The 23,997-nt window shown below is 29.1% G+C and carries 21 protein-coding genes; 10 read left to right on the plus strand and 11 right to left on the minus strand.

Going from position 1 to position 23,997, the window contains the following annotated elements:
- Window positions 1–12: 12 nt before the first annotated feature.
- The 8 genes from B3630_RS11710 to B3630_RS11745 form a co-directional block, all read right to left on the minus strand.
- Window positions 13–1,299 (minus strand): sulfatase-like hydrolase/transferase, encoded by a 1,287-nt coding sequence (locus B3630_RS11710; RefSeq protein ID WP_346898346.1) that lies wholly within the window; start codon window positions 1,297–1,299, stop codon window positions 13–15.
- Window positions 1,300–2,289 carry a nucleoside-diphosphate kinase gene (locus tag B3630_RS11715; RefSeq protein ID WP_346898348.1) on the minus strand — a complete coding sequence of 330 codons (990 nt, stop codon included), beginning with the start codon at window positions 2,287–2,289 and terminating at the stop codon, window positions 1,300–1,302.
- A gap of 20 nt (window positions 2,290–2,309) precedes the next feature.
- Complete coding sequence (locus tag B3630_RS11720) at window positions 2,310–2,885, minus strand: class I SAM-dependent methyltransferase (RefSeq protein ID WP_346898350.1); 576 nt, start codon at window positions 2,883–2,885, stop codon at window positions 2,310–2,312.
- 42 nt (window positions 2,886–2,927) lie between these two features.
- Window positions 2,928–4,745 carry an aminotransferase class I/II-fold pyridoxal phosphate-dependent enzyme gene (locus B3630_RS11725; RefSeq protein WP_346898352.1) on the minus strand — a complete coding sequence of 606 codons (1,818 nt, stop codon included), beginning with the start codon at window positions 4,743–4,745 and terminating at the stop codon, window positions 2,928–2,930.
- 71 nt (window positions 4,746–4,816) lie between these two features.
- The gene (locus B3630_RS11730) at window positions 4,817–5,542 is read right to left on the minus strand and encodes a type II CAAX prenyl endopeptidase Rce1 family protein (protein ID WP_346898354.1); all 726 of its coding nucleotides are present in this window, start codon (window positions 5,540–5,542) and stop codon (window positions 4,817–4,819) included.
- A 5-nt stretch (window positions 5,543–5,547) separates the two neighbouring features.
- Window positions 5,548–5,814 (minus strand): PqqD family protein, encoded by a 267-nt coding sequence (locus tag B3630_RS11735; RefSeq protein WP_346898356.1) that lies wholly within the window; start codon window positions 5,812–5,814, stop codon window positions 5,548–5,550.
- Between the two features lies 1 nt (window position 5,815).
- The gene (locus B3630_RS11740) at window positions 5,816–6,673 is read right to left on the minus strand and encodes a hypothetical protein (RefSeq protein ID WP_346898358.1); all 858 of its coding nucleotides are present in this window, start codon (window positions 6,671–6,673) and stop codon (window positions 5,816–5,818) included.
- A gap of 447 nt (window positions 6,674–7,120) precedes the next feature.
- Window positions 7,121–7,264: a hypothetical protein gene (locus tag B3630_RS11745; RefSeq protein ID WP_346898360.1), complete on the minus strand. Its 144-nt coding sequence runs from the start codon at window positions 7,262–7,264 to the stop codon at window positions 7,121–7,123.
- Between the two features lie 296 nt (window positions 7,265–7,560).
- Here B3630_RS11745 and B3630_RS11750 point away from each other — a divergent pair, with 296 nt between their 5' ends.
- The 4 genes from B3630_RS11750 to B3630_RS11765 all read left to right on the plus strand — a co-directional run bounded on the left by B3630_RS11750 (window position 7,561) and on the right by B3630_RS11765 (window position 11,030).
- Window positions 7,561–7,953 carry a hypothetical protein gene (locus B3630_RS11750; RefSeq protein ID WP_346898362.1) on the plus strand — a complete coding sequence of 131 codons (393 nt, stop codon included), beginning with the start codon at window positions 7,561–7,563 and terminating at the stop codon, window positions 7,951–7,953.
- 154 nt (window positions 7,954–8,107) lie between these two features.
- Window positions 8,108–9,178, plus strand: a complete 1,071-nt coding sequence (locus B3630_RS11755) for an ABC transporter permease (protein ID WP_346898364.1) — start codon at window positions 8,108–8,110, stop codon at window positions 9,176–9,178.
- Window positions 9,179–9,183: 5 nt separating this feature from the next.
- On the plus strand, window positions 9,184–10,347 hold the full coding sequence (locus tag B3630_RS11760) for an ABC transporter permease (RefSeq protein ID WP_346898366.1): 1,164 nt from the start codon (window positions 9,184–9,186) through the stop codon (window positions 10,345–10,347).
- Window positions 10,347–11,030 carry an ABC transporter ATP-binding protein gene (locus B3630_RS11765; protein ID WP_346898368.1) on the plus strand — a complete coding sequence of 228 codons (684 nt, stop codon included), beginning with the start codon at window positions 10,347–10,349 and terminating at the stop codon, window positions 11,028–11,030. Before B3630_RS11760 ends, B3630_RS11765 begins: the two co-directional genes overlap by 1 nt.
- Window positions 11,031–11,341: 311 nt before the next feature.
- Here B3630_RS11765 and B3630_RS11770 read toward each other — a convergent pair whose 3' ends face one another.
- Both B3630_RS11770 and B3630_RS11775 read right to left on the minus strand, forming a co-directional pair.
- Window positions 11,342–11,848, minus strand: coding sequence for a hypothetical protein (locus B3630_RS11770; protein ID WP_346898370.1), 507 nt, complete (start codon window positions 11,846–11,848; stop codon window positions 11,342–11,344).
- Window positions 11,849–12,242: 394 nt separating this feature from the next.
- On the minus strand, window positions 12,243–14,255 hold the full coding sequence (locus B3630_RS11775) for a methyl-accepting chemotaxis protein (RefSeq protein WP_346898372.1): 2,013 nt from the start codon (window positions 14,253–14,255) through the stop codon (window positions 12,243–12,245).
- Window positions 14,256–15,203: 948 nt separating this feature from the next.
- On the opposite strand from B3630_RS11775, the gene B3630_RS11780 reads away from it, so the two are divergent.
- From B3630_RS11780 to B3630_RS11795, 4 genes are read left to right on the plus strand one after another with little or no spacing between them, the layout of a single operon-like run.
- Window positions 15,204–15,959 carry an AAA family ATPase gene (locus B3630_RS11780; protein WP_346898374.1) on the plus strand — a complete coding sequence of 252 codons (756 nt, stop codon included), beginning with the start codon at window positions 15,204–15,206 and terminating at the stop codon, window positions 15,957–15,959.
- The gene (locus B3630_RS11785) at window positions 15,952–16,584 is read left to right on the plus strand and encodes a hypothetical protein (RefSeq protein WP_346898376.1); all 633 of its coding nucleotides are present in this window, start codon (window positions 15,952–15,954) and stop codon (window positions 16,582–16,584) included. The genes B3630_RS11780 and B3630_RS11785 overlap by 8 nt, the downstream gene beginning before the upstream one ends.
- A gap of 45 nt (window positions 16,585–16,629) precedes the next feature.
- A complete protein-coding gene (locus B3630_RS11790) occupies window positions 16,630–17,271 on the plus strand; it encodes a DUF3990 domain-containing protein (protein ID WP_346898378.1) in 642 nt (213 codons plus the stop codon).
- Window positions 17,264–17,710 carry a hypothetical protein gene (locus B3630_RS11795; protein WP_346898380.1) on the plus strand — a complete coding sequence of 149 codons (447 nt, stop codon included), beginning with the start codon at window positions 17,264–17,266 and terminating at the stop codon, window positions 17,708–17,710. Before B3630_RS11790 ends, B3630_RS11795 begins: the two co-directional genes overlap by 8 nt.
- A gap of 457 nt (window positions 17,711–18,167) precedes the next feature.
- Here the strand turns inward: B3630_RS11795 and B3630_RS11800 are convergent, their stop codons facing one another.
- Window positions 18,168–21,515: a DEAD/DEAH box helicase family protein gene (locus B3630_RS11800; protein ID WP_346898382.1), complete on the minus strand. Its 3,348-nt coding sequence runs from the start codon at window positions 21,513–21,515 to the stop codon at window positions 18,168–18,170.
- A gap of 403 nt (window positions 21,516–21,918) precedes the next feature.
- Here B3630_RS11800 and B3630_RS11805 point away from each other — a divergent pair, with 403 nt between their 5' ends.
- The gene (locus B3630_RS11805; RefSeq protein WP_414633012.1) at window positions 21,919–23,364 is read left to right on the plus strand and encodes a thiol-activated cytolysin family protein; all 1,446 of its coding nucleotides are present in this window, start codon (window positions 21,919–21,921) and stop codon (window positions 23,362–23,364) included.
- Between the two features lie 184 nt (window positions 23,365–23,548).
- Entirely contained in the window at window positions 23,549–23,911 is a 363-nt protein-coding gene (locus B3630_RS11810) for a hypothetical protein (RefSeq protein ID WP_346898386.1), read from the plus strand.
- Window positions 23,912–23,997 lie beyond the last annotated feature (86 nt).

Here is a 23,997-nt window from a genome sequence, read left to right on the forward strand (position 1 = left end):
CATACTATAAATTTAATGTGTGAAATCTGAGTAATTAATTTCATTAAAGTTTAGTTCTTTCTGCCAGCTCAGTTCTTTATTACTAACAGTTTTATACATTCTTACAACTTCAGCAATGAGCTGTCTTCTCATTTCATAAAAGACAAGTTCTATTTCCTTTTTACGCCTGCAGTCCATGGCTTTATTAAAATGGTTACTGGGCATTTTAATAAAATCTTCTTTAAAACTAAGGGTACCCTGCTTATTCATATTGTAAAAGCATAGTAAATTACAATGGTTTGTCATATCACAGGGTTCAAAGTAAAATTCCAGACCATCCTTGGAAACCAGTAAATTATAATACCCATTGGACAATGAATAGCTTTTTTTTAACAGTGCGCTACAGTCCTCCTGATTTACAAACAGGTTCCTAGATAGTGAATATTTTCTACTGCTTCTATACCTGTCATAAATATAATTTTCACAACAATTATCATATTCTATAGGGAGCATGGAAAGTACAAGGTTTCTAATATCACTGGTACTAACGATGTCATTTACATATGCTGTTGGAATGTCTGGACTGTATACAAATAACGGAGTATGAATCATGCTGGCATAAGGTTCTATGCAATGGCAGAAACCTGAATTAAATGAATGGGTCCAGAAATCATCTCCATGATCTCCAAACATTATAACTACAGTATGATCCATGAGTTTTTTATCATTTAGTAATTTAAATATATATCCTACAGTATCATCACAACTGACATATCCCTCATCCCAGCAATCTGACCAATCCTTTGTCTTATCCTGATTTAAGAAAGAAATCCCACTTAAACCATTGTAAATATACAATGCAAAGGGATTGTCATTAATAATACTTCCTGATATCAAGTTCTTAAATTCCTCATAGGTTTTAGTATAGGATGCAGTTCCAGTGATATATTCCAGGTTGTTTAAATCCTCCTTATTCCAAGGAGGGTATAAAATAGTTTTTATTGAATATCCTGCCCTGTCCATTACTGTAAACAGTGATTCACACACAATATTACTGTTGGAAAGACTATTTATACTTGAAGAGGACTCGTACTGCCTCATATCACCAAAAAATAAATCGGCAATATTCATTATAGTAGATGTGCTTGATGCATAAAAGTTATTATAATTAATGCATATATTGGATATCTTATTTATGTGATTAAAAAGCATTTTATTTTTAAAGTATAATATATTACTCAAACTCTCCAAATGGATAATAATAAGATTTTTCATATTTTCCATAGTATCACCATTAAGTTCTTTATGATTTTGAAGCATTTACTCTTCATGATCACATACTTCATATTGTTTCCATTTTTTAAAGGTTGAAATATTTTTAATAATTACCTTTTCAAAATCATTTAGGCATATATTTGAAGTTTTTATACAGTATTCAACTATATCCATATTGATATTTTCCCTGCCATTGAGAATATATAATAAATACAGGGAGCTTAAACATTGTCTATTAATTTCATTTCCATAGCTCTGAATCTCAATTTTAAAATCCTTAAAACTTAAGTTCATAAGTCTTGCATTATTTATTTTAATAATATCATTACCATTGATGATGTTAATAGCATGAATTCTTGTTACAATGTTATTTTTAACTTTCACCAGACTCTCAGGAATTGATTCACTTCCATCTACCAGACTACTGATAACTGAAGGTTCATAAAATTTTTTATTCTGACACTGTACCATAATTTTTTCTATTTCTTCTTCATTAAAAAAAATTGATGATTCCCTAAGTACGTTAAAAATATCATCAGAACAGTGCATAACATTAAGTAACCTACTAAAAGACTGAAATTTCCCACGTATGGTAAGACTATCTTTATTATTTTCACCATATTCACCTTTAAGTTTTACCATTTCATTACTGAAAAACTTTCCCTTAAAGTCATCTGAATATAAAATAAGCCCCATACTTGGACCTATCTGAAGACATTCATCCATAAGCCACCAATAAGATGGCTGACCTTCAAGAATTTTTCTTTTAAATGAATACTTATATAAGATCTCTATATCTCTTGATGTCAAGGTTTTTACCTTTGCAGCACAAAACTTTATATGAAGTCCTTCTCCTAAATACTCAATTATGTCTTTTGTTATACCTCTTTTTATGGAATCAGGAGTAATAATTATAAATCCCATATTAGGTAATGTAGCTAACTTATCCTTTAATCTGTGGGGAACTTCATACTCAATTTCCCTATATTTTTCAGCAAGTTCCATTATCTTATTATCAACACTTTTATTATACATAAAGTTTACTTTATACTCCTTTATTCAAAACTTTCCATGAGCATGGTAGCATTAAAGCGTTTATCCCTGTAAGGATCATAAAATCCTTCTGTAATTTTCCATCCTTCAAACTCTTCCTTTGAAAACAGCAGATGATCACTGTTATGAGATTTCATAGGTAAATCACCAAGTAAAATTCCCTTTTTGGCAACACGCTTGAATTCACTTATGGCTCTTTGGGCATATTCTTTATCATTAAAATACATAAATATTCCATAGGCAATTACCTTGTCAAAGGTCTTGTCTTTAAAAATCAGATTATCAGCTTCACCAGTCAATACTGAATTTTCAAGAAACTTAATATGCTTTTTTACTAAGGTTGGAGAATAATCCACTCCTACATAATCACATTGAAGATACTGTGCCAGAGCCCCTGCACCACAGCCTACTTCCAAAACCCTGTCATCTTTTTTTATATCCAGTTCCTTTATTATGCTCATAGCCACCTGTTTCATGTCAATTTTGGTCTTTTCATATCCATCAAAGGCAAGCATATCCTCAATGCTTCCTTCTGCCATTCCTTTTCTTAGCCATATCTGTTTCCATGTTTCCTTCATTATTATTCATAGTTACTGAAAACTAAAAAATATTAGATGTTTTCAGTAATTTTCCTCCTTACTCATCAGCATTTTCTTTAAAACATCAATTAATTTTCTGTTTTCATCGGGTGTCCTTATAGCCAGTCTTATAAATTGTCTTCCATCTACTCCTTGTTTTTCAGACAAATTTTTAATAAGGATTTTATATTTGTTAAGCAATATTCTTGCCAAATTTATTGAGGAATGCTTTTCTAGTACTTCACACATAATATAATTGGCCTGTGATGACAGAGGCCTTAACTGTGGAATTTTACTTAATTCTTTATAAAAGTCATGTCTCACTTTATAAAACTTCCTTATTGCCTCTTTATGATCTGAGTCATATTTTTCATATATCTGTAGGAAGAACTGGGCAAAAGAGTTTATATTCCATATTGGCAGTTCATATTTTATCTTTTTTATAAGATTAACATCTCCACTTGCCATAATCCCTAATCGAAGACCTGGTACTCCATAAGATTTAGATATACTTTTAATTACAATAATGTTGGGATATTTTTCAAGTATATTTCTGTCTATCATAGTTACATTTTCTTCAGCATCAACAAAATCTATAAAAGATTCATCAATAATGAGGCGTATGTCTCTTTTATAAGTCCACTGTGCAAGAGCTATTATTCCTGACTTTTTAATATAATTTCCAGAGGGATTATCAGGATTGATTATAACTAGGTTTTTAATATGTTTGTGTTCATAAAATGACATAATGGATTTTTCATCATATGTAAAATTACCATTTATATGAAAGGCTACAATATGTTCTGAACATCTTACATATTCATCAAATGTAGGTAGTTGTATGCCAACATTACCGTCAATACATTTGAATAGTACGCGTATTAACTCAGCTGCCCCGTTTCCAATACAGATTTTATCACTGCTTAAGGGGAAATATCTAACTGCAAGCTGGCAGTTTACATTCATTCCTGAGGGATATGAACAGATCAACTGTTGGAAATTATCTTTCATTTCACTTAATAGGTTGTCTTTAGGGAAATATGGATTTACCAGATAACAGAAATCTACAATATCCTTATATTCCCAATAACCTCCGTATCTTTTCATTATTCTATCCAGGGATGTATTTTTGAAAATTTTCTTGGCATTTTCCATGTCCTGTCTAGTATCAATTTCATACCACAACTCTTCTACCAAGCAATATCCGTAAATTTTTGTTTCTTCAAGTATAGGTATGGTTTTAAACACCTGTTCATAATAATCACCAGTACCCTTTGCTTCGTGATATTTTTCTAAATAGGGGACATAATAATTTGTGCAGTAATCCTTATCTAGTTTATAAATATTAACTGTTTTTAAGTATTCGTGTTTCTCATAATCAAGAATGTATTGTGCATTAGAATAGTCTACTATGGAATTGTCATCATTAAGCTTAACAACAGTTCCATCCATCCAGGACTCGTATTTTGAAAGTACTGCCACATTGGAATTTTTATTGTAAACTAGCTTCTGAAGCACTAGCGGCTCGAAAATTAAATCTGATTCTAAAAGTAATGTATCATCCCTGGTCATAAATTTTCTGGCAATATATAGTGAATAAATATTATTTGTACTAAAATACATATTATTTTTTAAAAATACTATGGGAGTCCTGATATCCAGTGACTTAACATAATTTATTAACTGCTCTCCACTGTAACCTGTCACAATAATGATTCTGCTTAAGCCCAAAACATCCAACTGTGACAGCATACGGTATATTAAAGGTTGTCCATCAACTTCTATCATGCACTTTGGGTAATTATCAGTTAACTCATTAAAACGTTTTCCCATACCTGCTGCTAATATAATCGCTTGCATTTTAATCCCTCATTTATATTCTAATTATTATAATTATTGTAATAAAATTTACATTTTAGAATTCTGAAATATCATTGAGAACTGTAATGATAAATATAACTTTTTATAACCAGTAACATAGATGGAAAGTTATATGTTATATGTACAGCAATACTGGGTAAAACTGACTTTGATGTAATAAAAATTATGGAACTTATAATGGCAAATACAATCTGAATAATATAGTCATACATCGTGAATGAAGTGTTCCATTTAACACCAAAGTGATTAAGAAAAAACAGTCCACAGCTTAGGAATATGGCAACCACATAAGGTACGTTATCTATGTAGCCAATGACAAAATTCCTAAAAAAAATCTCCTCACCTATGGCAGCACCTATGAGCATATACATCTGGGTATAATAATCACTTTTTGGTCTTTTTGCCATGGTTTCAATTATTTCTTTGGAAAGTATTATTTCCCAATGACTTTTCTTGGGTAAAATCATCAGTATTCCTACCATAATACCAAGAAAACACCATAGTACCAGATATTCACACCTAAAATCTATGGTGAAATCAGTGAGTAATGGCAAAAGGAATGGTACTACATACATACTCCTTCTTATAATAGTTGAAACCACATAGTGTGAGTCAGAATAAAATCTTTTAGCATTTCCGACAAAAATTATAACTACTATCCAGAAAATAAGTACTACTGCATACCTTATATCCAGTAGATATGCCAGCAATGCTATCATAACAGTACTGATCCATAAAGAAAGCTCATTTGTCTTCATTACAAAGTTATTCTCCATGTAAACTACTCACCTTCTAAAATGACACCTTTGCCTACCATTTCATAAATGAAATTTTTAGCATCCTTGGATACGATATCCTTGTCAATATTATATTCTTTGGAAATTTTACACACTATTTCATCAAAGGTATTTTCTCCATTAAGTTCATTCCAAATCATTAAAGCAATCTGATTTAATTCAAAGCACTTAGATTCTCCAAACAATATATTCCTTTTGCTTATAGTTCTTACTCTGAATGTAATATTCCTTCTATACACCTTAGTATTCATGCTAAATTCCACCTTCCTGTCCAATTTTATTTATGATTTCATTAGAAAAGTCAATTATTCTTTCAGCATTTGCCCTTAAACTTTTATCACTATCCAGTTTTTCTTCAAAATATAACTTTTTAAATTTCCTATATACTTCCTGTGAATCTTCATCATATTCAGCCAGATTTTTTATTTTTAAAGGAATCCATTTGTCTCTATCCAAAGAAGTCTTCTTATAAAAAACATACGCTTTTATGGTTTCCAGCAATATTTCTCTTGCAGTAGTCACCGCTACTTCCATTTGTCCACTTTCAATATTTCCAACAACATCCTCATATTTTATATCAACATTATTAACCGCCAGTCTAGTAAGCAGTTTATAATAATTATCTTCATTAAGATTATTTCTTATTTCATCATAGAGCTTCTCATTATGGATTGGTTGTCCATTTAAAAATCTATGGATAAAGGAAGTAAAATTTAATATACCAAAGTTACTAGGAAGATTTAAAATATTGAATGTTCTTACTTCATCGTTGAATTTATATTCATTAAGCTGTTTTATTAAGTCTAAAATAAGCTGCTTTGAATAAATTTCAATGTCTACACTTATGCCATGAAGCCTTTTAAATCTAACCCTCAAATGTTCCCAGTCATAGTCCTGTGAAGATTTTTCCACTTTATTTATGTTGTCTGATAGTATAAAGGCATCAATATCAGACAATTTATTACCCATACCCTTAGAAAGTTTATTAATACTTCCCTCAATTAATGAACCTCCAAGAAATATGAGGTCTTTATTTTCATAATCTAATATCTCCAATATCTCATCTGTATTAATGATAATATCCCTCTGTTTAATCTCTATGGTACTCATTTTAAACCCTCATCTCATTTAATATTTGGGAAACAGGCAAGCTATAATAGCTTGCCTGTTAATAAGTTTTCTATTTAGCAGTCATAGTTCCTACATCTGCAGCTAATGCTGCAGGAATTGCTATCTCTTTAGCTATTGGAGCTTCATATTTTTTCATGTTTCCACCTCCTTCCAATAATACACGTTTTGTTAAGTTATATGAACATTGTATTTCTCAACCCTTAGAAATATAATAGGTTTGCGAAAGACTAATTATATCCAATGAAAGGAAAGAAAGACAATGAACAAAACTATTATAAAAAGTTCTCACTGTCACTGTAATCAATGATAAACCTATAAAAAACCTATTTATCGTAGGGTCCTTTGCAATTAAATGAAATATCACAATATTCAAAATTTTAAAAGAAGAAATTTCCATACTATATTAAATTAAGAAAATCCTTTTTATTAGTACATATTTTGAATTGTTATTAAATCTTCGTTATCGTCATTTACTGTAATTGGTTGAATAATTTTATTTTCATTTTCATTTTCTAATTTAACTCCAGTATTTTGAGATTTCATATATTCTATTGGCATTGTATCAACCACTTTAATACTTCACCTCCAATAAGTTGAAATTGACTATAATAAATACATCCATGTAAATATATTACACAAAAAAATATTGAAAGTAAAGAAAATTAAATAAAAAAAATAAAATCCATTTAATAAATTAAATGGATTAAATGTAATTGTTATTCCAGTTAAATTATTGTATTAAATTACATAAAAAAATATATTTTAATAAATATTGACATTATAACAAAAATTACATATTATAAATATATAGTAATATTACAAAATTTTCAAAACGGTGCACTGCAATTAGAAAGGGGATACTTCCAATGAAAAGAAAAAAAATAATTAAAAGAGCCATAGCTACAGGAATGTTATTAAGTGCTTTAATCGGCACAACTGCATTTGCACAAGATGTTAACATTGCATGGTCAAAAGAAACAGTACAGTTATACTATACTGGTTATATTCAATTTAGACCAAATTATAAAATTCCATCAGATGCAGGATATAGTTTAACTGAAGGAAAAAATGTTAAACAAGCCTATGTAAACTATACACGAGATGGAAAAAGTGTTACGACTAATGGGGGAAGACTGTATACAGGAACAGCTTCATCAACTAGTCAGAGCACAATATATTCTGCAGAAGGTCATGCATGGGATACATTAAATCCATTTGCAAATAAGACAATATTCAATTATGGATGGATTTATTTTTAAAAGTTATCAAAAGTTATTAAAAGTTATCTAGGGTTGGTTAGAACGAAGGTGATTCTTTTTCAGAATCACCTTCATAATTATATTAAGTAATAGAAATTAATAAAACTTTTTCATGTAAGATATTATTACTAGATTATATATGGAGGAAATAAATATGAAATATTTATTATCTAAATCAAAAAGCATCGTTTTTGTTACAATATGTATTGGAATATTAGTAACACTGTGTTTATCAGATTTAATAGAATCATATAAAATGGCCTCAATTCCATCAAATGGATTAACAAATGATTATTATTCTTTTTCAGTTGGAGAATATAGAGATAAAATAGTTGAAAATAAAATAGATTTGAGTAGCATGCTAAATTTTTTAAGAGATAAAAATTTGGACTTTTTATTATTAAAGGAATCTGATAGCGAAATATTTGGAGTATATTCATTAGGGGATAAATTTAAGCCTAATATAATATCAGGAAGAAATTTTTCAGAAAGCGATTTTGAAAATAGAACAAATACAATGATAATTAGTAAAGAGTTAGAAAAAGGTTGTATAAGTGAAAATAATAAGAAATATTATCAATATGATGCTAATTATTTTGAGGTAATAGGGATATTTGAGCCAAGCAACAATTCTATAAATAAAGATGCAAAAGCTTACTATAATTTAAATTCAAATAAAATGGAAAGTTTAAACCAAATGTATGATAATTATATATTTGGGAATTTTAATATAGATGCTGGAAATAAAACATTAGAAATAGTTAATCAACTGGATGATTATTGCACTATAAATATTTTAAGAAGATCAACTGATAATGGGTTTCAAGAAAGAATACAGAAAACTCTATCTTCGCAAGGGCTAGCACTTTTTCCTATTTTATTAATAATTTTTCTTCTTATTATAAATTCAGTTAGTATTTCTTCTAGTTGGTTAGAAAATAGAAAGATAGAAATTTTGGTACGAAGATTAGTTGGAGGTACAAATAAAAAAATAACAGCAATGCTAATACGAGATTATTTGGCTATTTCAACTTTTAGTTATCTTATTGTTTTAGTGATCTGTACATTTATTTATAAATTTAATTTTATTAGTTTTATTAAAATGAAATTTTCTCTTGAAACTACAATCTTATCATATATAGTAGTAATCTTTATCGGTTTACTTTCATCTATATTAATGCTGATTACTTATTACAAAAATGATGTTGCACATATTAGGAGATGATTAAAATGTTAAAACAAATAAAATATGCATTATTAGATATTAAAGGTTCCAAAAGAGTTAGTATACTATTTTTACTTCAAATGATAATTGTTTTTTTGCTAGTATGTTCTACAATTACAGATTGTAGAAGAGTCTTAAGTGGTATAAATAGATTAGATAAACTAAAAAATAGTAAAGCTTATGTTAATGAAGATGGTACATCAAATGCGAAAATTGATGCATTAATTGCAGATGAGATAAATTCTGTTCCAAAACTAAAAATATTATATAACTATATTGTAGAGAATAACAATATAGAAAAGTATACAAAATTCGAATATCAGACACCTTATTCCATAAATGGAAAAACAATTATTGAATCAACAGCGAATAAAATGTTTTTTGATTTCTATGATATAAAAGTTATTGAGGGCAGTAACTTTGAGGATTCAGATTTTAACAATGATACAGAAATAATTCCAATTTTGGTAGGATACAATTTAAAAGAGAAATATAAACTTGGAGAAATCTATACTGAAAAAGATTCTGCCACAAGCAAAGATGTTAAATATAAGGTAATCGGTGTATTGGAAAATAATTCATATTATCCATCACTTATTGATATTGGCAGAAATTTAGATTTAAATTATACCTTTTTTAGGCCTTTAAACATAAATTCTATGAATAGCTTTTCAAGTATGGATATGGCTATAAGTTCCACTGTTGTGTTTTCTGGGGACGAGAAATTATTAAAGTCTATTGAGAAGAAATCTGTTGACTTGGAACTATTTTCAATGAATTACACTTCAATTCAAGACCGAGTATATGATTTTTTAGGACCATTTAAGAAAAAGATGGAATATCAAGTGTTTATAGCAGTAATAGTTCTAATTTTTGCAGGAATAAGTATGGTACTTAACCTTACTACAATGATTTCTAAAAAAATGAGAGAATTCTCAATTCATCTTATTTGTGGAGGAACCATAAATTCTATTGTTTATAGAATTTTATGGCAAGTAATAATTTCACTAATAATATCATTAATTCCTACAATTATCGTTTTTAAATTTACTATTAATCTGTTATATACAATATTAGTTGCTTGTATATGTTTAACACTAATTATGTATATTCCATATGTTAAAATTAAAAAAACTAACATAGTAGAACTAGTAAGGAGAAGTGAGTAATGAGTGCTGATAATTTAATTATAGATTTAAATAATATAAAAAAGGTTTATGGTGAAAAAGATAATATGGTCAATGCTTTACAAAATATAAACCTAAAAGTATATAATGGAGAAATGATTGCAATCATGGGACCTTCAGGATCTGGAAAGTCGACTTTACTTAATATTATCGGACTACTTGATGCAGCTACAAGTGGAATATATACATTAAATAATCTATTAGTTGAGTCAATGTCAATGAAGGAAAAGGCATATTTGAGAAATTCACTATTTGGTTTTGTTGTTCAGGATTTTGCACTGGTTGAGAAGTATACAGTTGAACAGAATGTTGAAATTCCGTTAACGTATTCAGAACAAAAAATATCAAAAAAAGAAAAAAGAGATAAAATTGAAAAAGTATTGAGAGAATTAGGCTTAGAAGATAAAAAATATAATTTAGCATGTGATTTATCTGGGGGACAAAGACAGCGAGTAGCTATAGCAAGAGCTATGATTAATAATCCTAAAATAATTCTTGCAGATGAGCCAACCGGTTCTTTGGATTCTAAAACTGCTGAAGAAATAATGGATATATTTACGAAGTTGAATAGCAATGGATGCACTATAATATTGATAACCCATGATAATACTGTGGCGAACTATTGTAAAAAAATATTGACAATTAAAGATGGTATTATTTTATAACTTATTATATAGATTCAATACCTTCAGTTACTATGAGATAATTACTAGGCTTGGGGTCTTTTATAGCAACATTTCTTTTATACTTTCTGTCAGATCTATTTAGTTTTGTTATGCTCCTCACCTTACATATCATAACCTCTAAGTGATGGAATTGAACCATATTTACCTAATATTTAGTTTTATATTTTAATAAGTAATATAATAAAATGAAAATAAATATATAGGATGATACATGTTTTGTAAATTAAAAATCACAATAATTGTAACAACTAATGTTACAATTATTGTGATTTAGCATGTGAAAAATATATTTACTTGAACTTATCATATTCCTCATCATCAAATATATAGTTATCTTCAAAATTAGCAAATAAGCTAAAGTTATTGGATATTTCATTTTTATTAGTAGAATCATTTTCATTTATATCTTTATCAGAGGTTTTCTCCACAACTTCTTTATTAGACTCATCTTTACATTTCAGTAAATCATTATTAGACTCATCTTTAGCTCTCATTAAATCATTTAAGTATAAAGCATCAGCTATATTTATGCATTTAACTTTTGCTAATAATTCCTTAGGGGCACTTTCTACTGGAACACTTTTAATGCACTTAGGAGGATTCTTACCATCACTAACATAAACTTTTATCATACCACCTTCAAGGATATATTCTATTTTTCTTTTTCCAGGCGTATTAAGGTCACTTTTACTAGAATTTATGTTGTCTGTAACTTTAAAAAGCTTATCTTCTGAAATTTGTTTTTTTCTCTTATTTGCATAGTTTGTTATAGAAAGGTTATTTAAATTGATTTTCATGACACATACCATCCTTTCATCTATAAGAAATATTTAATATTTATTTTAAACTTTAAATTTATACAACTATTTTATTTTCGTACCTTTATGAAAATAGTAAAGGTAACAATTTAGCCTGTGCCATATTTTTAGCTTTTTATGTTTTTATGTTCTTCAACCCTTAAGCCATTGATATTACTTACATTAAGGCTCCTAGATGTAAGTAATATTTTAAGATATATACATAGATTAAAAATATTGTAAAATGTATCTCAATATATATATTCTATAGGGTAGATTTTTAAAATTATATGCCCTATAGAATACTTTTTGAAGACTTTAAAACCTTCTATTTTTTCGTAATGCATTTAACTTACTTAATTACATGTTTATTATAATTTAATATATACAACACTTATATCTTAAATTTTTCGATTAATGAATTTAAGTCCTCAGCGATAGAGGATAAACTTTCGCCTGAATTTGCAATTTCTTCAATGGTTGCTGCCTGTTCTTCCATTGATGCTGAAGCTTCCTGGGTTCCAGCTGCATTTTCTTCGGATATAGCTGATAGATTTTGAACGAGCTCTAAAATATTATCTTTATTTTGTTCCATAAGTTCTGTTGAATGATTTAATTGTTCAACAATATCCATTACAAGCTCTGTAGCCTCTGCTATTCCTTCAAACTTTGTTTCAGTCTCTTTTACACTCTCAGTTTGTTCATTGACAATTTCCTTAACTTCATCCATGGTATTTACTGCTAGTTGAGATTTAGATTTTAACTCATCAATTACAGCTTTTATATCTTTAGTAAAGCGATTTGAATCCTCAGCAAGTTTTCTTATTTCTTCAGCAACCACAGCAAATCCTCTACCTGCTTCTCCAGCTCTTGCTGCTTCTATAGCTGCATTAAGTGCAAGTAAGTTGGTTTGGGCTGCTATGCTTTGAATCATAGTACTAGCACTATCAATTTTTTCTGTATTCTCATTGTTACTTAAAATAATCTCAAATATGTTTGTTGTGGCTTCATTTGATTTTTCAGTTTTATTAACAAGTTCCTCTAATATTTTAAACCCTTCTTCTTTTTGAGTGTGAATTTTTACTGCTGCTTCATTTAATTTCTTAATATGTTGAGCATCTTCATCTAAGAGTTTTCCTAATTCTTCAATATTATGGGCAGTATTTTCAGTATTTTTAGCTTGGTCATTTGCCCCTCTTGCAATTTCTTCAATAGTTTTAGCTACCTCTTCTGATGCTGTAGCTGCTTGCTCTGAGGTAGCTGTAAGTTCTTGTGAAGATGCTGCTACTTGTTCAGCGGATTCAGAGGTTTTAGCTATGAAGTCAGCTACATTATCCCTCATAGTTCTCAAAGCTCTGGTTATTTTACCTATTTCATCTTTCCGATTTAAGTTTTTAGTAGCTTCTACCTTTTCATTTACAGTGAAATTAAGAGCAGCCAATTGATTAATTCTTTTAGTAACAGCAGTAATTGGTTTTGCAATGGACACACTTACAAAGTATGTAACAATGGCACCAACTATGATTGCACCCAAAATTAAAGTAATTAGAAAATTTTTCATAGTAGTCACTTCAGCTAGAATTTCATTTTCATCAACGCCTACCACCATAATCCAAGGGCTACCTTCTAATGGTGCAAATCCTACAATTTTATTTGTACCATCAAAAAAATAATCTCCGCTACCAGCTTCTCTAAGTAACATTTGTTTTTCTACTAATTGAGCTACTGATTGTACCTTTGAATCTTTCTTAGCAGCTTCTATAAAATTATACTGGTTTAGAACAAAATCTGTATTAGGATGTCCTACTATTGTACCTTGGTTATTGATAACATATCCATAGCCTGTCTTACCATAAGTTAAATTCTTTGATATATCACTCAATGCTGTACCATCTCTTCTACCATAAAAGACTCCTAATTGTTTTCCGTTTAAATAAATTGGAGTTGCATAAATTACAACAGGTTTTCCAGTGACCTGACTTATTATAACATCTGATGCATTAGGCTCACCTTTTAAAGCTCGTTTAAAGTAATCTCTATCGCTAATATCTACAGCTGTTCCTGAATCATCTAATGTTTGACCTTTTCCATTCATATCTACAAAAACAAAAGTATCATAACCAGTTCTTTCTGCTTCTTTTTCTAAAAAAGATATTTTTTCCTTTATAGGGATTTTTGTATCAAGAATAATACTATTTTGGGCAAGTCCCTCTATGTACATAAGTTCTGCATCCCTTGTTGCACTAATATATTTGGCTTTCTCCTCAGCAATTACTTGCAAATCTTTATGGGCATCTTTAATTAAATTATTGCTTACAATTCTAACTGTGATGAAACCAAGTGTTCCTGTTACAATGAATATTATCATTGTAAAAATTAATATTAGCCTTCCTCGTATAGTTTTCATTTAAAACACTCCTTTTATATATTTCGTTACCCAGGGCCAACCTAATAATATCATCCTTACTTTCAAAATGACTATATATGGCTCCAGGTTTAATACCTACTTTTTCATTAATATTATTTGAGATTTCTATTGTCAATGAAAAATTATCATTAATTACTAGTAAATAATATTCAAATTTTCACTACCTGTAATTATAAAATATTTTTATTTTGTTTTTACATTGTACTTTTAAATATAAATTAAGACACTATCTTATATAACTCATATGGTAATTATATGTATTAAATCCTTAGGTGTCAAAACTCAAATTTAATAATATAGTCAAGGAAACTCTAAAGGGTAAGATAATAAGAGTATTAAAGACGTTATAGACAATGAAAGGAGAGTTCATAAGTCAATTAATGAAACAATTAATGAAACAATTATTGTAAAAATTAAATTACAATAATTGAAACAATTTTTGTAACAATATATGTTTCATTTATTGTGGTAAATATTGCACATTTATTGTAATAAATATTATACATTTGTTAAGAGTTAATTTAAGGATTATAGGTTATTCCTGATTAATCTAGAAAAACTTAAAACTTGCCTAGCTATAAATTATAACCCACACCATCATATAATTATATAGTAATTATTCATAAATCTTATATATTTTATTTCAAGTGTATATTAGGAATACAAGTTCATGTTATATTAAACTTTTTTATGAAAATATATCACTATTCTGTACTGATATTTTATTATAAATATGTTATTTAAACATAGAGCAATAGGCTACACATACTGGATAAAGTTCATTGATGGATTATACCTAATGAACAAAATATTTAGCATTACACATAAAATGAGGGTGTGAAGTGGTAAATAATATGTGTTATAATAGTTACATGATTTGTAACAAAATTTGTTTCAATGAGTGTACAAATGTTAGGAGGCAACATAATGAGAAAAGTAATAAGTATTACTAATAATAAGGGTGGTGTAGCTAAAACTACTACTACATTAAATATAGCAGTGGCATTAACTAAGCTTGGTAAAAAGGTACTTATGATTGATTTAGATCCACAGGCTAGTTTAAGTGTTAACTTTGGGATAGATCCACTAGAGAGAATGATAAGTATAAACAATGTTTTAACTGAGGATACTCCAATAGATGAGACTATATGTGCAACGCATATAGAAAATTTATGGATAGTGACAAGTAGTATAGAATTATCTAGAGCTGAGTTTACTATAATTAATAAAATGGGTAGAGAGTATATACTTAAAAATAAAATTAATGCCCTTGAAGAGGATTATGATTACATAATAATAGATAACTCACCTAGCTTAGGTATTTTAACTATTAACAGTTTAATGGCTGCTGATTATGTAATTGCACCAACGGATCCTACCTTCTTTGCTCTTAAGGGGTTAGAAATATTAAATTCAACTTTAGAGGAAGTTAAAGAATGGAATAAGGAGTTAGAGTTCCTAGGGGTAGTGGTTACCATGTATGATGGTAGAACTAAGCACCATAATGAAGTGGTAGCAGCCTTAAAGGAAAGATACCCTGTATTTAATAGTCTAATAAAAAGAAGTATTAAATTCCCTGATGCTTGTTTAAGTATGAGCAGTATTTTTGAAACTGAAGGAGATAATTTTGAAGGGTCACAGGCCTATATGAGTATAGCAAAGGAGATTGTTAGCCATGAGTAAAAGAGCAAGTTTAGATAAGAGAGAAAAGGAAACTCCAAAGGTTATTAAAGGAGTTATGAGCGCCTTTGTATCAAGTTCTAATGATGACATTAATAAAAATGACACAAAAAATACACCTAAAAAAGTACTAGATAAGTCACTAGAAACTAAAGAAAAAAGCAATACAAATAGTACAGAAAATGTTAAAGAAAGTGAAACAATAATAAACACAAATATTGTTAAAGATAATAAAACAAAAATTAACACAAAAAATATTACAAACAATGAAACAAATAAGTACACAGAAAATGTTAAAGATAATGAAACAAAAATTAACACAGAAAATATTACAAATAATGAAACAAATAATAAAACAGAAAGAGTTACAAATGATGTAACAAAAACTGTTACAAATAAAATTCCGAAGATAACCCATGTAAAGTCTATAAGGATAGGTAATAGAACCCTTGAAAGCACTTATTCCACCGAGGAATCAACTACTAGATGTGCTTATCATTTAAGAAAAGATACCATAGATAAAATAGAGGTATGTTCTAAGTTATCTGGACTGAAAAAGGCGGAATTTGTTGATCTTGTTTTAAATAGTGTATTAACGGAAATACTTAATAAGGGAAACAAGAGATAATAAAATATAGGTTTAAGTTATTTAGAGTGAGAGGAAGTGAATTAAATGAAACTTATTATATATCATGGAAGTGATAATATTATAGATAAACCTAATTATGAGGGTGGAAGAAAATTTAGTGATTTTGGAAGAGGGTTTTATGCAACTACTAATATAGAAATGGCTAAAAGCTGGGCAACTCGTAAAAAAGATAAACCAGCCTATGTTAATAAGTATATGTTTAATGTAGATGGTCTTAATTCATTGACTTTTGATTTAGATATTCATTGGATATTGTTTATAGCTTATAATAGAGGACTTATATTAAATGATGAGATTAATCATATACTAAATAAAAAATATGAAAATATTCATGAGTATGATGTTATAATTGGTCCTACTGCAGATGATAAAATGTTTGATACTTTAAATTTATTTTTTAATAATAATATAACTATAGATCATTGTCTTCATGCTCTAAACTCAATGGACTTAGATGTTCAATACAATATAAAGACTCAAGCTGGTATAGATGCAGTGGAATTTAGTAGTGCTACTCAATTAGATGAATTAGACAAAGCATATTATTCTAAAGAAGTAAGAGCTAAAAAAGATATAATGAATAAAAAGATGACTTTTATAAGACAAAAGTTTGGTAAGGTAGGTAAATATTTTGATGAGTTAGAGGGAGTTGATATTAATGGATGAATATTCAATGGCTTGTAGACACCTTGGACAATTCTTCAAGTTAGCAGTGGAATATAATATGGATGAAGTAGATTTTACTTTAACTGCCTTAAATAGTGAATATAAGCAGGGAATTGAAATATATCAACCTCAATGGTATTCACAAAGTCAATATTACTACTTTGAAGAATTTATGGAAGAAAATAAGGTTAAAGAAAGAGTCTACAATGAGGATGAAATAATCTATGAGAAGGAAAGGATGTATTGGCTGGGATATTGTCTACAAGATTGGAGCAATAGAGCAAAGGTAACAGGTGAGGAAATCGCAGCTGCTTTAGGAGAAGATGGAGTTAAACATCTGATAAGAAATTATAAAATCTATCATACTGTAGACCCAATGTATGTTTTAGAGGATTGTCAGGATTATTTAGGAATAAAATTATTTAACGGCTTTGATTAAAAATCAGGGCTGTTTTTTTATTTCTATAATATACTAGTAATTTATCAAAAGTCTTTAAACTTTAAATTACATAAAAGTAAAATAAATAAATATATTTAAATTATTAACTTTTATTTAATTAAATAACAATTTTATTATACAATTAGCAAAAATTATTACAAAATATGTCACCATTCAACATAACCGTTATTATATTGAATGAAATTTGAATAATTTTACATTACATTTATTTACATGTATAATATTATAAAATTAATAATAATAAGGTAAAATTTAAAAAATAAGCTAATATTAAAAAATGTATTATATTCCAATAAATAGTATTGGGAGTTTTATTTATAAATCAAACAGAATTTCTTAATTATTATAAAAAGCTACGTATCTAAAATTTACGTAGCTTTTCACATTTTATTTTTCATTTTTACTTATATATATAGTTATTTCACTTTCACTTACATTAACTAATCTGCTCACAATTATTTTTAATATCTGTTATAACATTCATGATTTCTCTTGCATCATTTATGTTATCTTTAAATAAGGTGGTGATACTTCCAAGACTTCTGAAAGGCTCTTCCATAAGAACTCTATTGTCCTCTATAATTCCATTAGCTACAATGTAGTCTACAATAAGTTTTACAAATCTTATTTGTATTAGATTGAGATTCTCTTCACTAAGAAATTTGCTAAAGGCCTCATTGGCTGCTTCTCTTTGAAGTCCTACTATTTTTCTCACTAGCTTGGTAACTGGAGTATTTCCATACTCTTTTTCATATTCTACTTTGCTGCCAAGGTCCTTCCATAGGATACGTTCTAAGGTTTTCATATCTTCTTTTGTGAGTTTTTTATTATTACGAAGTTTATATATAGCTAATTCATCTTTATGCTCTTTTAGGTAATGCTCCACCTTTTTCTTATAATCCTTAAGGTCATTACTATTATACATTGCTCCATTTTCATTGATTTCAAGGATTTCATCTTTAAAGTTGGTGTAATATATCTTTTGGCCATCTTTTTCGATAAACCTAATAAGGTCTCTTAAGGCATTTCTTACTTCTTCAAGGTCAAGGATATCTGCACTTTCCCAGAACTCATCAGTTAGAACTTTTTCAATGATATGTTTTTGCTCCATAACCTTTGGGATTGTCCCTAATTTAGAAAGTTGCTCTGCTGTATTAATAATAGCTTTTATAGGCTTTGTGGCATTTTTGTTTTGCAAATATGCAAGATCCACTGTATAGATAAGACAATCAAATCTCTTGGCAAGTTCATCATCATTAAGTGGTGTAATTAATGGTGAGATGTACTCCTTTATATCAGCTACACTTCCCGTTCCTAAGGCATTCCATGGCTCATTGTTTTTATAGATTTCTACATATCTTTCATGGAGCTTCACTCTAAAGTTTTCTCTATTTAGGCTTCTTACATCCTCTAAAAGGTCTCTTAAGATGTCTTTTCTATAATGAATATAATCTTCCTCTTGATACTTAATATCTTGAAGTTCTCTTAAAATATCAACTTTAGTATTAAAGATTCTCTCTGTTAAGCTATGGGTGCCCTTACTCTCCATGCCTTTAGGATTAGCTCTAAAGAATTCAAAGTTAGTACAAAAATCAAATATATAAAACAGTTCCTTGTTAAGACCCACTCCAAGGAGGTCAGTACAGAGTCTTGTACCTCTTCCTATCATCTGCCAGAACTTAGATTTAGAACGTACCTTTTTAAAGAGCACAAGGTTTAATATTTCAGGGATATCAATACCAGTATCAAGCATATCTACAGATACAGCTATTTGTGGCATCTTTTCCTTTGTACTAAAATCATCTATCAAGGTATCTACATAGTTAATGCTATAATCTATCTGCTTTATAAAATGTGAGCCATACTCTGAAAAGATTATATTAAACCTATCTACAATAGCCTGGGCATGGCGACTACTTTTTGCAAAGATAATTGTTTTTCCAAGTTTATCGCCACCCTCAACCTTTAGGCCTTTTTCCATAAGCTCTCTAAGAACCATATCTATAGTATTTGCATTAAAAAGCCATTCATTAATAGCACTATTTGAAATGTTATCATCTATATTTTCATCTTCTTCAAAGGTTTTTTCAAATTCATCCTTTTCCTCATCACTAAGGTCGTCGTAATAAATTCCCTTTTCTATAAACTTAGATTTAACCTCTATCGACCTATAATCTACCAAAAATTCATCCTCTACAGCTTTTTCTAGTTCATAGGCAAAGGTTGGTACATTATTCTCCAGCTCAAAAATGCTATAGGTATTCTTATCAATATCATCCTTTGGAGTTGCAGTAAGTCCAAGGAGCATGGCATCAAAGTACTGAAAAATATCTCCATACTTTTTATAAATACTTCTATGACTTTCATCAATGATTATAAGGTCAAAATGTCCAGGAGTGAAAAGTTTTCGTCCATCCTTGCTTCTTTTCTCATCTATAGCATTCATCATAGTTGGATATGTAGAGAAAATCATTCGAGCCTGCTCTGGATTATCTTTATTATCTAATAAATTGCAAAGAGTAAGACTTGGTAGTAGATTACTAAAGTTATTCTTAGCTTGCTTCACAAGGGCCTTCCTATCTGCAAGAAATAAAATATTTTTCACGTGATTATGTCTCATTAATATATCAACTATAGAAATGGCAGTTCTTGTTTTACCACTTCCTGTAGCCATAACGAGAAGCATCTTTCTATGCTTAGTTTTTATAGCTTCACATACAGACATAATTGCTTCCTTTTGATAATAACGGTTAGAAATATCATCATTAATCATTACATTGTCAAAAGAGATTTTATTACTTCTTCTATCAACTATAAGTTGTAATTCATCCTTAGTGAAAATTCCACTGACAGGTCTTTGAGGATAGTCCTCTGCATCGTTGATATAATTTATGTCAAAGCCATTGGTGGTAAAAACAAGAGGCCTTTGCATGTATTGATGCTCCAAAGAATCTACATAAAGCCTTGCTTGCTGAGAACCCACATTAGGGTCCTTACTTGTTTTCTTAGCCTCAACCACTGCAAGGGGTTTTCCATTATTACCATAGAGCACATAATCTACAAAACCTGTACCTGCAGCATTAGGCATTCCCTCCACTGGTACTTCTATAAGACAATCCGTGCCTATATTCCACCCTGCCAGCTTAAGCTCAACATCAATATATTTCTTTCTTGTCTCTGCCTCACTTAGCTCATCAACCTGAAAGTCATAGCTTTCAGTATTGCTTATTCTTTGCTCCGTCATAGTCTTACGTAAAGATTCATTATCTTTGCGTATATCTTCAAGTTTTTTATCCTTTGAACTTAGCCTATCATAAAGGTCTCTAAGCTCCTGATGTCTTGTACGTTTTTCTTCACCTTGTGCTAGAATACCCTCATCAAAATCTTTACAAGTATATTCATCTGCATAACAATAATCAATCCATCTTACCACTTCATGAAGATTCCTAAGAGAAAGCACAGCCTCATCCCTTGTAATGCTAGCATTTGTATGAACTGCAGTATTACCAAGTTTAATTATGTATTTAATAAGTGAAAACAAAGATGGGTCTATAATCTGCCTAAAGGTAGTCTCATGAATAAGACTTGAAATATTATCTTGATAAGGAACTGTAAGATCATTATCAAAACTATAAACCCACTTAACAGCAAGCTCCACTGCTCTCCTTGAAAGAATAGCACAAGTAGCAGGAGACACAAGAAGACTCTTCTCCGCCTCCACTGCACTAGTTGCAAAGCTTTTAAATATATGTTTTGACTTTAAAAAGTCAAAGTTGGTACACAATAAAATCCCCTCCCTATGGGCATTTGATATATATTACTTTTATCGAATTATATGTATATTTTAATATTAATTATGTTTAATTAACTATATTATACCTTATTATAACAAAATACACCTATATTTCTATAGATGTACTCTTTATGATTTTAGCATTTAAGTTTTTTATTTTAAGCTTTGAATCTATTTTCACTATTAATGTTAACGTTTATTATACCGATAATATATTGTATAATATGAACAAATATAAAATAATAGCAGAAATAATGATGTTTGTTCATAAAGAGCATTAATTAATATATTAAAAAAGGGGGTAACTAGTGTGAAATTCTTAAATTATGCAAAAAGGTTTAAAGTATTAATATGCCTGTTAATTGGTTTTTGTATTATTCAACAGCCAATTAACATCTTTGCTGAAGTGCCTGCACCTAAATCAGTAAGTCAACCTAGTCCATCTAAAGGTATTGATAATGGTATAGCAAAATTAAGTTATGATAAAAATCAAATTTTGGCATCAAATGGTGATAGTATAGAAAGTTTTGTTCCTAAAGAAGGGTTAAAGTCAAAAGACAAATTTGTAGTAGTTGAACGTAATAAAAAATCACTTACAACTTCACCAGTAGATATTTCTATTATTGATTCCATGACTGATCGCACATATCCTGGAGCATTGCAACTTGCTGATAATGGTTTTGTTGAAAACCAACCTAATTTATTGGTGTGTAAAAGAAAAACTTTAAATATTAGTATAGATTTACCAGGTATGAAAAAAGAAAATACAGTAACAGTTGAAAATCCAACATATGCTAATGTGTCTGGAGAAATAGATGGGTTAATATCTACTTGGAATGAAAAATATTCAACAACACATACACTGCCTGCAAGAATGCAATACTCAGAATCTATGGTTTATAGCAAATCTCAGCTATCAACTGCTCTGAATGTTAACGCTAAAGTTATGAATGGTTCACTTGGAATTGATTTTGATGCAATTTCAAATGGAGAAAAAAAAGTTATGATTGCCGCATATAAACAAATATTTTATACTGTAAGTGCAGAGCTTCCTAACAATCCATCAGATCTTTTTGATGATAGTGTTACTTTTAAAGAATTAACCCGTAAAGGAGTAAGTAATTCAGCACCACCTGTTATGGTATCAAATGTAGCCTATGGTAGAACAATTTATGTAAAATTAGAAACAACATCTAAGAGCAAAGATGTACAAGCTGCATTTAAAGCATTACTTAATGATAACAGCGTAGAAACCAAATCAAAATATAATGATATTTTTGAAGAAAGCTCATATACTGCCGTTGTATTAGGTGGAGATTCTAAGGAACATAACAAGATTATTACAAAGGATTTTGAAGAAATACGAAATGTAATTAAAAATAATGCTGAATTTAATCCTAAAAATCCAGCATATCCTATATCATATACAAGTGTATTCTTAAAAGATAATTCAGTTGCAGCAGTTCATAACAAAACAGATTATATTGAAACTACATCTACTGAATATTCTAAAGGGAAAATAAACCTTGACCATTATGGTGCATATGTTGCCCAGTTTGATATATCATGGGATGAAATTTCTTATGATGAGAGTGGACAAGAGGTACTGGAACATAAGAGATGGGATGGAAGTTGGGAGGACAAAACAGCTCATTACTCTACAGTAATTCCACTGCCAGCTAATGCAAAAAATATAAGAATTTATGCAAGAGAGTGTACCGGACTCGCTTGGGAATGGTGGAGAACAATTATTGATGAATATAATGTTCCATTGACAAATGAAATAAATGTTTCAATTGGAGGAACTACACTATATCCAACAGCTAATATTAGTCATTAATTATCAGAGCCATCTTTTACTATGGTAAGTTAAAAAACAAACCATAACAAAAGATGGCTCTTTTTATATTTTATTCATAGCTTTACCTATTTTTATTTTAATTTCATTAATTAGATCCTGCGGATATATGTGCATAGCACTTGTTGAGTGTTTATCATTTAAAGATATACATAAGTTGGATAATATGAATGGTATACTATTTAAGATGTTGCTCGATAGCAAAAATATATATGTATCATCTAGTTCTGCTTGTTCTGAAAATTTATTGATGCAATCTCATGTGTTAAAAGCAATAGGATTAACTGATGAAGAGTGCGATAGTACGATAAGATTTACGTTTAGTAAACATACATCAGTAAGAGAAATTAATTATTTTTATGATATAGTATTTGTTAAAATTATAATTGGAATAGGAAGAAGAATAGATAATGTGCAAATTAGATATCCTATTTTGGTGGATTTTTTTATGATTATATATTCTAAGCCATCAATAAATCCAAGTAAGGCAGCCATAAGCGTTATAAATATTGAAAAATTTATAGATTGAGTGTTACTACAAGAATAGATGTAGGATGAAAATATAACCAGAATTATTAATAATACGGAAAATAAAGATTTCACTTTTCTAAAAGT

The sequence above is a fragment of the Clostridium sp. UBA7503 genome (genome assembly GCF_002477055.1).
Lineage (GTDB): Bacteria > Bacillota > Clostridia > Clostridiales > Clostridiaceae > Clostridium_J > Clostridium_J sulfidigenes.